Annotated in this window: 16 protein-coding genes; 14 read left to right on the top strand and 2 right to left on the bottom strand. The window is 39.8% G+C overall.

Going from position 1 to position 12,256, the window contains the following annotated elements; translation table 11 throughout:
• Positions 1–488 precede the first annotated feature (488 nt).
• The 5 genes from BGC07_RS18425 (at position 489) to BGC07_RS18405 (ending at position 3,365) form a co-directional block, all read left to right on the top strand.
• The gene (locus tag BGC07_RS18425; RefSeq protein ID WP_069314524.1) at positions 489–773 is read left to right on the top strand and encodes a hypothetical protein; all 285 of its coding nucleotides are present in this window, start codon (positions 489–491) and stop codon (positions 771–773) included.
• A 77-nt stretch (positions 774–850) separates the two neighbouring features.
• Positions 851–1,432, top strand: coding sequence for a J domain-containing protein (locus BGC07_RS18420; protein ID WP_069314523.1), 582 nt, complete (start codon positions 851–853; stop codon positions 1,430–1,432).
• Between the two features lie 56 nt (positions 1,433–1,488).
• Positions 1,489–2,277 carry a hypothetical protein gene (locus tag BGC07_RS18415; protein ID WP_069314522.1) on the top strand — a complete coding sequence of 263 codons (789 nt, stop codon included), beginning with the start codon at positions 1,489–1,491 and terminating at the stop codon, positions 2,275–2,277.
• Between the two features lie 532 nt (positions 2,278–2,809).
• Positions 2,810–3,067 carry a type II toxin-antitoxin system Phd/YefM family antitoxin gene (locus BGC07_RS18410; RefSeq protein WP_069314521.1) on the top strand — a complete coding sequence of 86 codons (258 nt, stop codon included), beginning with the start codon at positions 2,810–2,812 and terminating at the stop codon, positions 3,065–3,067.
• Entirely contained in the window at positions 3,057–3,365 is a 309-nt protein-coding gene (locus tag BGC07_RS18405; RefSeq protein WP_069314520.1) for a type II toxin-antitoxin system RelE family toxin, read from the top strand. The genes BGC07_RS18410 and BGC07_RS18405 overlap by 11 nt, the downstream gene beginning before the upstream one ends.
• Positions 3,366–3,429: 64 nt before the next feature.
• On the opposite strand, the gene BGC07_RS18400 is transcribed toward BGC07_RS18405, so the two are convergent.
• Positions 3,430–4,341: a hypothetical protein gene (locus BGC07_RS18400; protein ID WP_139121848.1), complete on the bottom strand. Its 912-nt coding sequence runs from the start codon at positions 4,339–4,341 to the stop codon at positions 3,430–3,432.
• Between the two features lie 290 nt (positions 4,342–4,631).
• Between BGC07_RS18400 and BGC07_RS18390 the strand changes: the two genes are divergently transcribed.
• From BGC07_RS18390 to BGC07_RS18380, 3 genes are all read left to right on the top strand, one after another.
• Complete coding sequence (locus BGC07_RS18390) at positions 4,632–5,015, top strand: HNH endonuclease (protein ID WP_069314564.1); 384 nt, start codon at positions 4,632–4,634, stop codon at positions 5,013–5,015.
• Positions 5,016–5,100: 85 nt separating this feature from the next.
• Positions 5,101–5,583 carry a phage terminase small subunit P27 family gene (locus BGC07_RS18385; protein ID WP_069314517.1) on the top strand — a complete coding sequence of 161 codons (483 nt, stop codon included), beginning with the start codon at positions 5,101–5,103 and terminating at the stop codon, positions 5,581–5,583.
• Between the two features lie 425 nt (positions 5,584–6,008).
• Complete coding sequence (locus BGC07_RS18380) at positions 6,009–6,209, top strand: hypothetical protein (protein WP_069314516.1); 201 nt, start codon at positions 6,009–6,011, stop codon at positions 6,207–6,209.
• 191 nt (positions 6,210–6,400) lie between these two features.
• On the opposite strand, the gene BGC07_RS18375 is transcribed toward BGC07_RS18380, so the two are convergent.
• Positions 6,401–6,673, bottom strand: a complete 273-nt coding sequence (locus BGC07_RS18375; protein ID WP_069314515.1) for a hypothetical protein — start codon at positions 6,671–6,673, stop codon at positions 6,401–6,403.
• Between the two features lie 53 nt (positions 6,674–6,726).
• Here BGC07_RS18375 and BGC07_RS18370 point away from each other — a divergent pair, with 53 nt between their 5' ends.
• From BGC07_RS18370 to BGC07_RS18345, 6 genes are all read left to right on the top strand, one after another.
• Positions 6,727–8,409 carry a terminase large subunit gene (locus BGC07_RS18370; RefSeq protein ID WP_069314514.1) on the top strand — a complete coding sequence of 561 codons (1,683 nt, stop codon included), beginning with the start codon at positions 6,727–6,729 and terminating at the stop codon, positions 8,407–8,409.
• On the top strand, positions 8,406–9,647 hold the full coding sequence (locus BGC07_RS18365; RefSeq protein WP_069314513.1) for a phage portal protein: 1,242 nt from the start codon (positions 8,406–8,408) through the stop codon (positions 9,645–9,647). The genes BGC07_RS18370 and BGC07_RS18365 overlap by 4 nt, the downstream gene beginning before the upstream one ends.
• Positions 9,613–10,269, top strand: coding sequence for a head maturation protease, ClpP-related (locus BGC07_RS18360; RefSeq protein WP_069314512.1), 657 nt, complete (start codon positions 9,613–9,615; stop codon positions 10,267–10,269). The genes BGC07_RS18365 and BGC07_RS18360 overlap by 35 nt, the downstream gene beginning before the upstream one ends.
• Positions 10,270–10,328: 59 nt before the next feature.
• A complete protein-coding gene (locus tag BGC07_RS18355) occupies positions 10,329–11,513 on the top strand; it encodes a phage major capsid protein (RefSeq protein WP_069314511.1) in 1,185 nt (394 codons plus the stop codon).
• Between the two features lie 61 nt (positions 11,514–11,574).
• The gene (locus tag BGC07_RS18350; protein WP_069314510.1) at positions 11,575–11,784 is read left to right on the top strand and encodes a hypothetical protein; all 210 of its coding nucleotides are present in this window, start codon (positions 11,575–11,577) and stop codon (positions 11,782–11,784) included.
• Positions 11,771–12,082: a head-tail connector protein gene (locus BGC07_RS18345; RefSeq protein ID WP_069314509.1), complete on the top strand. Its 312-nt coding sequence runs from the start codon at positions 11,771–11,773 to the stop codon at positions 12,080–12,082. The genes BGC07_RS18350 and BGC07_RS18345 overlap by 14 nt, the downstream gene beginning before the upstream one ends.
• Positions 12,083–12,256: the final 174 nt, after the last annotated feature.

Below are 12,256 nucleotides of genomic sequence, written 5' to 3'. Positions count from 1 at the left end.
AAAATGTACAGAAATAGCTTATAAAAGTACAAATTTAACTGCTATGTATATTTAGATAAATTTTTTATTTTGATTCTAAGGGCTTGTAAGGGGCTTATATTCGATGTTTTGCCTTCGTTGGCTTGTGGCAAGTAGTCATGTTTATGAGGTTAAGCTATTTAAGCGACCTAATCGCTCCACTCTGCCGATTTACGTCAATTTAACAAATATCATTATAAACATTGTACTATTTAATTGATTTATTTGTACAATTTACTATTATTAAAGTAGCAGGACAGCAAAGAGACCCCCACCGCAACGACCAACATTCACCCGGACGCCGAGGAGAGGGGAGCCTGGGCGCTCGCTAATTGAAAAACTAAGCTATAAACAAAATACAAAAAACATTAAAATAATTGTACAAAATACTTGCATAATTTGTACAGTGAGCCATACTTATAATGTAAGTAAGAAATGACTCTTACTTACCTCTAAAAGGAAACTAGCTTATGGAAAAGCTAAAACAAAACTCAATCATCGCCGTGTATAACAAACTGGTTGATGTTTATCTAAATAACAAACTTTTCATTTTTAACGATGAGCGCCAAGTGTTAACAGCCTACTTTGAGGCTGCAAAATACTTGCAAGAGCGCTCACGGGCGAAAGTGATCAAAAAATTAGGGGGTGTTGCTGATGTAATGCTGAACACGTCACGAGGTGAAATTGATTTATTGGTCAATGACTACCTAGAAGGGCAACGGTTAGCCAGCCGCAAAACTAGACTAACCGCTTAAAACCAACTGCTGTTAGGTGTTGGACGCACCTAGCAGCCTTGCAAGTATTGGACACACTTACATAAGGAAATATAGCAATGGATAACTTCACGATCAAGCAAGCTCTTAAAATTTTCGGCCTAACAAGTGGCATTTTTTCAGCCTTGGAGATTAAGAAAACTTATAAGCGTTTAACGATGAAATATCACCCTGACCGCGAGGGCGGCAGCAAGGAATTAATGCAAGCGCTACTGCAAGCCTGGAATATTTTAAAAGGGCTTAGCGAGGTGAATGCAAGCGAAATATTTGCCAAAGATGAGCAATACAACGCGAACTACTCAAAGCAATACGCAAACGATGCAATCATTGAAAAACTAAAGGAAGCACTCGCAGCATTTAAAGACTTTGATAGTTTAGATTTAGAAGTGTGTGGAGTGTGGTTATATCTACACACTGACTTAAGAGGGGAGCAACACAAGGCCACCCGCGAAGAGATGAAAACAGCGGGCTGGAAATGGGCAAAAAATAAAGGCTGTTGGGTGTTTAACCCTGAGAGCGAAAAAACAAAACGCTCAGCGCGTCGAACGGGTTGGAATATGGATAAAATACGCGCCACACATGGCTCTAGCAAGTACAAGGGTAAAAACAAGCAAAACCGCTTGAGCTTTGCACAAGCTTAATTTTGGGGGTGGCAGTCGTCACCCTTTCCCCTCTTAAGTTAAAAGGAATTAATGCAATGAGTGATGTTATTGTTATCAATGAAGAACTACAACAAGGAAAAAAAGAAACACCCCTCGGCTTTCATTGGGGGCGGTTTGATTTAAGGTGTATTCGTGAGGCTATAGCTTGTTATGGTTCTGGGCGCAGCTTTGATCATCACAGTGGAGATATAACCCTTTATGAAAATCTAGCTTTTCGAGAGTTTGAACCAGTAGAGCTGATTAACAAGCCTGAACTAGCAAAGCTTATGCGAACATCTAAACGCTTTTTTAAAGTCAATTATAAAATGCCTGAACGATTAAGAAGGCTAAGCGGCGCGCAGTGTATGATAGAAACCGGCGAGTATTTGTTAAAGATAGAAAAGGATTTTATAAACAGAATGGTAAAAGAACAAGCCAGGCTGAATAATTTAATATTTTTAGCAAGCAAAGAGGTGAGCCACTTAAAAATAGATAACTGGCATAATAAATTAATGCACCATACCTACTATAACGGGTGGATACATAAGCCCGCATTAAGTATAAATGGTGTTGAGTGGTTGCTTGTGCCTGGGCATTACAGAGAGCAAGAACGCTTTCAAGAAATCGCCTTAAAAAATGTTGAGGGGGTGGATAGAGTTCACGATTTTACAGTCACGAAAGTCTATTACAACACAAGTATGATAGAAGTATTTGTTCAAAGCACAAAGAAGGCAAAGGGGCAGATTATTTATATCAATTTAAACACGATGCAAAAGTTAAAGACAGCCGAGGCAAGGGCTGAGATATACAGACAAACAAAAAACAACAGACAAAAAGCCGCTTAAGATAATCAGATCAAGATAGCCCGCAACGCGCGGGCTTTTTTGTGTTTATGGCTTAGTTTTGCAATTAGCGAGCGCCCAGCCTCCCCTCTCCTCAGCGTCCGGGTGAATGTTGGTCGTTGCGGTGGGGTGCTCTTTGCTGTCCTGCTACCTTAATAATAGTAAATTGTACAAATAAATCAATTAAACAGTACAATGTTTATAATAATATTTGTTAAATTGACGTAAATCGGCGCAGTGGAGCGATTAGGTCGCTTAAATGGCTTTACCTCATAAACATATCTACTTGCCACGAACCTGCGGTGACAAAACGTCGAATATAAGCCCCTCACAGGCCCTTATAATCAAAATAAAAACTTTTGCTAAATATACATGGACTTAGAAGAGGGCAGGCAAGGCGGTGGCCTGCTTTCACCCTGAGTTTATTGGGTTGTATTCGATCACTTCTGAAAAGAGAAACTAATAGTGCTTTTAAATGTCCTATTAAATGGGCTATAATTAGCGAAGTTAGTAGTGAATTGATAGTGAGATTGTTATGGCACGTATCTATGCAGAGCATACAGCAAGTTTGACAGAGGCTAAAAATAGTATTGGTCAGCTATTGAGGCAGGCAAAAGAAGAGGATGCCCCTATTGCTCTTTTTAACCGTAATCATCCAGAAGGGTATCTTATTGCTCAAGATACTTTTGAGAAGCTTATGAATTTAGTTGATGACCTGAGCCTACAGCTTGAGACACGCAAACGTTTAGAGGAGCCAAGAGACTTAATTGAGGTCGATCTGGATGACCTATAAGCTTGCTTTCTATAATAAGAACTCAAAAAAAGATTGGCAGAAGCTCCCCGAAAACATAAAGGAAACTTTTAAAAAGCACCTCAAGAAGCGCATGGAAAACCCTCACGTTGCTAGTGCAAGGTTGAGTGATGAGTTAGAAGATTGTTATAAAATTAAACTTATGAAAGAAGGCTACCGCCTGGTTTATCAAGTTGAGGATAATAAATTGCTCCTAGTTCTTATCACCGCCGGAAAGAGGGAGCGTAGCGCAGCATATAAAAGAGCTGTTCATATACTGCAAAAGTTATCGACGTATTAACTATTACAGCTCGCATTTTCTCCTTTTCCCCCCTGTTTTGTATAGGGGGTGGGTGCAATAAGTGTTAATTTCTACGAGCAAAATAGAAACATAGAACGAAAAAAATCATAAATGAGATAAGCTCTATTTGTTTAGATAAAGGTAGATGTATGTTGAAAATGGCAGGAATTAAATGATTAATTACTAATACTAATGTGAATATGGATAACCATTTAGGCATTTTATAGTCTAGTATGTGGTCGTCGCGAAAGAAAAGTGTAAATTTAAGTATAAAAATGCATTGTAACCTTTTTAGTCTTGACTTAAAAAGCATAAGATGAGTGTTTCCAACAATACTTGTTATGTCGTTGCCCGGTCCATATGATGACTTATAAAATAGCCAATATTTATACTCTGGCGCATTTAAAAAAGGGCCGATGGCATGGGAGTCTGTTTTTTTCTCTGCTTGAACATCTACCTTTAAGAATGTGCCAATAGGCAACCATCTTAGTTGATTGATTGCTGGGAAAAACCAAGGTCTGGTTTGTGGTTTATTAAAATATTCTTCAGGAGTTACTTTTTGTGTTGATGCTTCTTTTTTTAAAGGTTCTATTATTTCATTGCTTTTTAAAATATCTCCATAATGCTTGATTTTTTTCTTGTTTAGAATGATATTTATCATTGCCGAAGCAATACTTTTTTTATAATGTGGTTCCTCATATTTGTTGAACGCCAAATCAAATCTAAACCAGAAATATACAAAAAATAGAATAAGTAAGCCTAGCACCCAGTAATGAATATCCGGCATGCCTGGATTCTTGGGGTACTCAAGAGAAATTAAACCAAATAAACTTGATGAAGTTAAGCTGACGTGTTGGTTAAACATTATAATGATTAGTGATACAGTTAAAATTAGGCAAGTAATTAATAAGTTTCTTCTCTGTCTTAGTAATTGCTCACTCATATCTGATAGCGATGAATTTTTTGAAACAGCCACGAGAAACCCTGTGTTTTTAATAGGTCATATATAATATTAGATTGATTAGTGTTAATTGACTTGCTTAGTTCGAACTAAAATGATAACCTTTTTTCTAAGGTGGGAAGTCTCACCTTAAACATGGATTGTATCTTAATCGCCAGCAATTGCTGGTTTTTTTATGCCTGAATTTTTAGGTTAACTATGAAATTATCAGAGGTTAGTTTTGTGGTTGCTCTTGGCCTTTTATTAGGCAGTCAATGTTATGGTCTGGCTTTTCTGTTAATTATTACTTGTTTGTGGGATTAAAATTGCCAAGACGTTCTAAGCAGATTTGTTGCTACCCCGGATGCCACAAGACAACATACACGCGTTATTGTGAAGATCACGAGAAGCATGTTAACAGGTATCATGCACCACGAAAGAAAACAGCGGCGCGTGGTTATGGTGGTCGATGGCAGCGAGAAAGAAAAATATTTATTCAAGATCACCCTTATTGTAAGCAATGTTTTCATGATAAGAAATTAACGCCAGCGACCGAGGTAGATCACATTCAACCACACAACGGCGACTATGATTTAATGTGGAACCAAGCCAATTGGCAGGCGCTCTGTAAGACGTGTCACTCGCGTAAAACTGTAAATGAAGACGGGGGCTTTGGTCGAAAAAGAAAGGCGCAGGGGAGGGGTATATAAAATGTCTATGGCCTATTTTTCCTGACCACCCGCCGAGTCAAATTTTTATGAATGCGAAATTAGAAGTAAAAACTTGGAGTTTTTGATGTCGAGAGCAAGAGGCCAAGGTCGAAAGCCTAAACCGACAAAAATTAAGAAAATTACCGGCAATCCAGGTTGCCGAAAATTAAACGAACATGAACCAGAACCACAAAACGGAATTGCAACTTGCCCTGATTACTTTAACGAAATTGCACGAGGCGCTTTTGAGTCGGCGGTGTCAGACCTAGAGCACATGAAAATCAAAACGGCCTCATTTCAAAAGCAATTAGAAATTTATGCCTGTGCTTACTCAGATTGGCGCAAGCTATCGGAAGTGATAGAGAAGCATGGCCGAACTTTTGAAACGGTCACGCAGGCAGGCGATACAATGTACCGCAGTCGTCCAGAAGTAGCGCAGTATAATGAAGCTTGGAAACAAGTCAAAGCTTCACTAAGCGAGTTAGGTTTAACTCCAACGGCAATCAGTAGGCTTAATGTGCACGTGTCTAACAGTGTCGAGTTGGAGATTGATAATATTTTAGATTAATTAGTTTTTACATGAACATGAATTTCGATCCTTCTAATCAAAGGTTCGAATATTAAGATCATCCACCAAGGGTTAGCTGTAAAAATTATCACGAAAATTATTGCAATTTGTAATAGTTGTCTTACTATTAACATGTAAGTGCTCCTTAATTTGCTTACGTTCAAAAAATAAACTAAAGAGTGGGGGCTGCCGCTCTTTGTTTTTAATTCTATTTTGATTATAGAATTGTGGTTAAAATTTATCAAATTTAATCATAATGTTGTGTATGCTAATCTATTTTAAAAAGGCTATTTTCTTGAAACATGTCAACATAAATTAAGCACAACTTACATTTGCTGTCTGGTTGCTTTAATATGTCAAGACGCTTAAGGTTGTTTTTGTGCGATACTAGAGAGGTATATTGCTAATCTAGGAGAGTGTTTCTTGTGAAGTATGATATTGGAAAAACCAAATTAGATGAAATTAATTCACAGTTAAAAACTTATGCAATTTTTATTGATAACCATCCCGCTGAAATTGTAGTTACAACTGTATCTAATGAAGATGAAATAAAACGTGATGCTGCTTATCATGGTAGATATATCGCTTATTTAGAAATTGATGAAAGAATAACGATAAAAAAATAAGTAAATTTCAGCCGTCTTTAGCTAAAGATGGTTATATCTCTGTAAGTGGCTTAACAAAACCGGGTTATGCTATGACTCCAGTGTTTAATGCTGATAGCTTTGAAGAATCTGATTGGGTAGGCTCATACATTTGCTTTCCTGCATCGACTGTCTATTTGGTCGATAATTACATTGAATTATTAAACAATTAGCTACTTAATAAACAGGATGACAACAGAAATTACCGAAATAGAAAGAGCTATCCAAGAAATTCGGTTGCTCGTACGAATTTGAGAGAGGTGTTGCTGATTAAAGTGAAGCTCTTGTTTTGTTTTTTCTGATTCTAAAAAAGTCTTGACGGAAGCAACTTTCCAACCTGTTTTACCGTAAGCACCAGCATCGAGTTTATTTTGAATGTCTGAAACGTCTGTTGATTTAAGATTGTTGAGAAATTCTTCTTGTTTCTCAGGAGTTGGGATGCTCATAACAACCTCATAAATTAAACAAAATTTTATACTTAAGAGTAGTTTAGTTGAAAATGAATATAAAAGACCCCATAAAAACCGCACTCAACTACTGCGACGATGTTTTAAGTGGGCGCGTTATCGCCTGCGACTATGTAAAAAAAGCCTGCAAGCGCCATTTAGATGATTTGAAATATGCTGGTGATCGTGGCTTTTACTTTGATAAAGAAGAAGCCCGCAAGGTGGTTAAATTTTATAGCTACTGCAAGCACAGCAAAGGCGAGTGGTACGGTAAAAAGATCACGCTAGAGCCTTGGCAAATCTTCATTATTACGACAATTTTCGGCTGGAAACGTGAAGTTGATAATATGCGCCGTTTTCGAACGGTCTATGAAGAAGTGGCGCGTAAAAACGGCAAAAGCACAAAATTATCAGGCATTGGTTTGTATTTGTTTTGTGCAGACCGAGAGCCTGGGGCTGAGGTATATGCAGCAGCAACCAAGCGTGATCAAGCCAAGATCGTATTTGATGATGCGGTAAAAATGGTGAGAGCGTCAAAATCGTTAGCCGCTCGCATTGGCATCTATAAAAATAACATGCACTACCCCAAGGATTTACCGAATAATAAATTTGAGCCTTTATCGAGCGATAGCCAGACACAAGACGGCTTAAATGTGCATTGCAGTATCGTCGATGAGCTTCATGCCCATAAAACCGGGGATTTATGGCGTGTTTTAGAAACGGGAACCGGCTCAAGACGACAACCCTTGCTCTATGCCATTACAACGGCGGGTTCTAATCAAGAAGGGATTTGTTATAGCCTGCGTGATTATGCGGTTAAAGTGCTTGAGGGCATTATTGAGGACGATACCTTTTTCGGCATTATTTACACACTTGATAAAGATGATGATTGGACAAACGAAAGAAACTGGATAAAAGCCAACCCTAACCTTGGTGTGAGTAAAAAGCTCGATGATATGCAGCGCCAGTGCGTTAAGGCGCAACAAATGAAAGGCGAGCGCAATGGTTTTTTATGCAAGCACCTTAATATCTGGACGAACGCAGAAACCGCTTGGCTTGATTTAGAGCGCTGGAAAGCCTGCGGTACTCATACCTTTAAAAGAGAATCGCTTAAAAAACGGCCTTGTTATATTGGCCTCGATTTAGCCAGTACCAGCGATATAGCGGCCTTAGTAGCCGCTTTTTTAATGCCCGATGATTCTGTTAGATTGTTTTGTCGTTTTTACTTACCAGAAGAAACTGTGAAAGTTCGAGTTAAACAATCCCCTGTACCGTATCAGGTGTGGGCGGATGATAAATATTTAACGCTGACCGATGGTAATGTGATTGATTATAACTACATCAAAGACGACATTTATCAGCTCAACAAAGAGTTTGATGTAAAAGAAATTACTTATGACCCTTGGAATGCCACGCAATTAGCGAATGATTTGATGGATGAAGGGGCAAATATGGTTGAGTTTCGTCAAGGCTTTAAATCGATGACGCCTGCCTTAAAAGAGCTTGAGCGTTTAGTGATTTCAGAAAATTTACACCACAACAATAACCCTGTTTTAAATTGGATGGCCTCGAATTTAGTGGTCGTTGAGGATGATGCCGGCAATATGAAACCATCAAAGCGTAAATCAACCGAGAAAATTGATGGCATGGTGGCCGCTGCAATGGCGGTAGGGCGCTTGGTGGCTGGCGAAGATGACAACAGTATTTACAATACAAGAGAATTACTCGTTTTATGAAATTCTTTAAACGCTGGTTTGGTGCTGCAACTGAATTAGAACCGGATACTGAATATGGTGGTTATGAACTTTTAGAAACGTTTCCGGCAAGCGTGAGCGGCCAAACGGTTACACCAGACAATGCGATGCGTTTAGCAACTGTGTATTCTTGCATTCGAGTGTTGGCTGAATCGATTGCCGCTTTACCTCTGCATTTATACAAACATAAAGCAGGCGGAGGGAAAGAACTCGCTAAAGACCACCCGCTTTACTCAGTATTGCATGACTTGCCTAATCGCGATGTGACAAGCTTCGATTTGCGTGAAAATCTAGTCGGTCATTTATGTTTGAGAGGAAACGCCTATTGCCAAATTATTCGAGATGGTGCGGGGCGAGTTCGTGAATTAGTGCAACTGCCAACAGATAACACGACAGTGCGCCGTAATGAAAAAACTAAAAAATTGGTCTATGCCACCTTATTAAATGGCCGTGATTATGAATTACGAGAAGATCAGGTGTGGCGGCTAAACGCAATGGGCAGTGATGGAATTATTGGCAGTAGTCCGATTGCATTACAACGTGAATCCCTAGGGTTATCTGCGGCAACGCAGGAGCATGGGGCGATGCTTTTTGGTAACGGCGCACGACCCAGTGGGATATTAACGACCGATGGGCGCTTAAATGAAGAAGGTCGCAAGGCGTTGGCGGAATCTTGGAAAAAAGCACATGGGGGTAAAAATGCTAACGGTGTCGCTGTATTAGAGCATAACTTAAAATGGCAAGCGCTGACGATGACGAGCGAAGATAGTCAGTTTCTAGAAACACGTAAATATCAACGTAATGAAATTTGTGGAATCTTCAGAGTACCGCCTCACATGATTGCGGACTTAGAGCGCGCGACTTTTTCTAATATTGAGCACCAAGACTTAGCCTTTGTGCGCCACAGTTTAGTGCCTTGGCTCGTTAAAATTGAGCAAAGCATTACTCGTGATCTTTTATTGCCGAGTGAGCGCAAAAAATACTTTGTGAAGTTTAATATTGAGGGCTTATTGCGTGGCGATACCGCAGCCCGCGCAGCATTTTATAACCGGATGTTTAGCATCGGGGTAATGAGCCAGAACGATATTCGCGCCCTAGAAAACATGAACCCGATTGAAGATGGTGATCGGTATTTTGTGCCTTTAAACATGACTACTGTAGAAGAACTAGATAAAGAGCAAGACAATGAAAAACTGGTTTCAGATAAAAGCAAAAGCTGACCGTCGAGCTGATGTTTATATTTATGATTATATCGGGCATTTTGGTGTTGAGGCGCAAGCGTTTGTTGTGGAATTGCAAAACCTCGATGTTGAAAATATCGACCTTAGAATTAACTCCCCTGGGGGGGCTGTTACTGATGGTTTTGCTATTTATAATGCATTGCATCGTCACCCTGCAAAGATTACCGTGCATATTGACGGTTTGGCCGCTTCAATCGCCAGCATTATCGCGCTTACCGGTGAAACCGTTCATATGGCAGACAATGCCTTTTATATGATCCATCGGCCTTGGGCAAATGCGGTCGGTGATGCAACAGAATTGAGTAAAATAATTGAAATTTTGGATAAAAACGAGGAAAAAATACTTAATATTTATGATCAACGATCTAATTTAGAAGCGGCTGAAATAAAAGATATGATGTATAAGACGTCATGGATGACGGCGGCAGAAGCAAAAGAATATGGCTTTATTGATGAAATTACCAACCCGGTAGACATTGCTGCCTGCATTAAACCCGGTCAATACGAAAACACCCCCGAAACACTCGTTAAACAAGCTGAAAATAACGAAGTGAAGGCGATACAGTTACGCAAATTAGAGCTAAAACGCTCACTTTTATAATTCCCGAACCGTTTAATTTTTCACTAAAGACTCTGAAATATCCTAGGAGGAATAGACTCATGCCTAATATTCATGAACTGGCTCAACAGCGTGCTGAAGCAGTTAACAAACAACGAGCCATGTTAGATAAAGCTGAAGCCGAAAATCGCGGCTTTACCAATGAGGAGGAAGGTCAATATAACGAGTTGAATAACACACAGCTCGAAATTAAAAACCGCATCTCTAAACTTGAAGAAATTGAGGCACAAGAGCGTGAACTTAATTCATATGTGTCTGAGCCTATTCGTGCCGATATTAGTCGCCAACCTTTAGCGATTAATGCGTTGGATACTGGTGAATATGAGGCTGGTTTCATGAATTATGTGCAGGGCCGGTCTTCTGGGCTTGATATTAAAGCAGGTTTAGTTGAGGGTACTGAAGACAAAGGGGGTTATTTAGTTCCAACGAAATTGCAAAATAAATTAATAGAAGCTCTTGAGAATGAGATGGTTATGCGTCAAATCTGTCACGTAACTCGCACCGAGACAACCACAGATATACCGATGGTAGACACCTACGGAAAAGCAACGTGGACAGGAGAAGGAGTTGCTGCGGTAGCAACGGATGACAAATTCAAGAAAAAGACCATTCGGGCGCACAGGCTATCACGAGTCATCAAAGTTTCTGAGGAACTTCTAGCGGATAGCTCACCAAATATTCAGCAACATATTGCTTATTCTTTTGGCCGTAGTTTCGGCGAAGCCCAAGAAGAAGCGTTTTTATTGGGGGACGGTTCTGGTAAGCCTAATGGATTATTAGGTAGCGCTCCGGTCGCTAAAGTAGTATCAGGGCAAACAAGCATTAGTTTGGATGACATACTTGATTTACGAAGCTCCGTAAAGTCGTCATATCGTCGTAAAGGTTCGTACCTGATGAATGATTTAACTTATGGCAGCTTGTTAAAACTCAAAGATGCTAATGGTCAATATATTATGCAGCCTGATTTTAAAGTCGGTGAAGGTGACATGTTGAGAGGGAAGCGAGTTAACACTTCAGACTTTATGCCTGAGCTCGCCGCTAATACGAGCGCAGCACTTTTTGGCGATTTTTCACAATACATCATTGCTGACCGTGGAGGTATTGCATTACGCCGACTTAATGAGTTGTATGCAGTAACCGCTGAGGTTGGTTTTTTAATGTGGGTTCGAGTTGATGCTTTACACCTACAGGTAGATGCTATTAAACAGCTTAAAACTGCGGCTTAACTTCTTATCTTAAGAAAATAACATTTAATTTGACGGCAATATGCCGTCAAAAGGGCTATTTATGAAAGTAAAAATACTTATCCCGCGAGCGGGTTTAAAAGTGGCTTATAACATCGGCGATATTGTCGATATTCCAGAAGCTCAAGCGGTTGTGATGGCCGAACGTGGCGAAGCTGAATTATTAGAGCCGTTGCCAGAAATACAGAGTGAACCGGCTGAGACTGAAAAAACCGCTAAAAAGTCAAAGAAAAAAGCCGATGCTAAACCTTGATGTTGTTAAGTCTCATCTTCGCCTTAGCGGGAATACTGAAGATACTTATTTACAATTGTTGCTTAGCGCCGCTCGACAAGCTGCGGAAGATTATATTAATCGTAAAATTGTCGATACTGCCGAAGAGCAGGGGGCCGCCGAAAATGCTCTTGTGCTGAATGATAAAGTCATTATTGCGATATTAATGACAGTCGGCCATTTTTACGAAAATCGTGAATCGACTAGCACTTTAACCATTAAAGAGGTTCCTTTAACGACTCACTATTTACTCAATCCTTATCGGAATTTAACCGCATGAGAGCGGGCATTTTACGGCATAAAATTAGTTTGCAGGCACCGCTTGATTGGGCTTGGCAGATGGTTGAACAGGGCTGGATAGAACAAGATACGGCTTGGCAAGATTATTCGAATAAAAATGAATTTGGTGAAGTGATTGAGCGCTGGCTGGATGTGATGACGGTATGGGCCAATG

The organism is Piscirickettsia litoralis, from assembly GCF_001720395.1.
In the GTDB taxonomy this organism is placed as follows: domain Bacteria; phylum Pseudomonadota; class Gammaproteobacteria; order Piscirickettsiales; family Piscirickettsiaceae; genus Piscirickettsia; species Piscirickettsia litoralis.
This window is presented reverse-complemented; position numbering and strand designations above follow the sequence as displayed.

Excerpts from the sequence above, each read along its gene's own strand:
- BGC07_RS18425 (WP_069314524.1), top strand. The coding sequence starts at position 489 with ATGGAAAAGCTAAAACAAAACTCAATCATCGCCGTGTATAACAAACTG.
- BGC07_RS18420 (WP_069314523.1), top strand. The coding sequence starts at position 851 with ATGGATAACTTCACGATCAAGCAAGCTCTTAAAATTTTCGGCCTAACA.
- BGC07_RS18415 (WP_069314522.1), top strand. The coding sequence starts at position 1,489 with ATGAGTGATGTTATTGTTATCAATGAAGAACTACAACAAGGAAAAAAA.
- BGC07_RS18410 (WP_069314521.1), top strand. The coding sequence starts at position 2,810 with ATGGCACGTATCTATGCAGAGCATACAGCAAGTTTGACAGAGGCTAAA.
- BGC07_RS18405 (WP_069314520.1), top strand. The coding sequence starts at position 3,057 with ATGACCTATAAGCTTGCTTTCTATAATAAGAACTCAAAAAAAGATTGG.
- BGC07_RS18385 (WP_069314517.1), top strand. The coding sequence starts at position 5,101 with ATGTCGAGAGCAAGAGGCCAAGGTCGAAAGCCTAAACCGACAAAAATT.
- BGC07_RS18375 (WP_069314515.1), bottom strand. The coding sequence starts at position 6,673 with ATGAGCATCCCAACTCCTGAGAAACAAGAAGAATTTCTCAACAATCTT.
- BGC07_RS18370 (WP_069314514.1), top strand. The coding sequence starts at position 6,727 with ATGAATATAAAAGACCCCATAAAAACCGCACTCAACTACTGCGACGAT.
- BGC07_RS18365 (WP_069314513.1), top strand. The coding sequence starts at position 8,406 with ATGAAATTCTTTAAACGCTGGTTTGGTGCTGCAACTGAATTAGAACCG.
- BGC07_RS18360 (WP_069314512.1), top strand. The coding sequence starts at position 9,613 with ATGAAAAACTGGTTTCAGATAAAAGCAAAAGCTGACCGTCGAGCTGAT.
- BGC07_RS18355 (WP_069314511.1), top strand. The coding sequence starts at position 10,329 with ATGCCTAATATTCATGAACTGGCTCAACAGCGTGCTGAAGCAGTTAAC.
- BGC07_RS18350 (WP_069314510.1), top strand. The coding sequence starts at position 11,575 with ATGAAAGTAAAAATACTTATCCCGCGAGCGGGTTTAAAAGTGGCTTAT.
- BGC07_RS18345 (WP_069314509.1), top strand. The coding sequence starts at position 11,771 with ATGCTAAACCTTGATGTTGTTAAGTCTCATCTTCGCCTTAGCGGGAAT.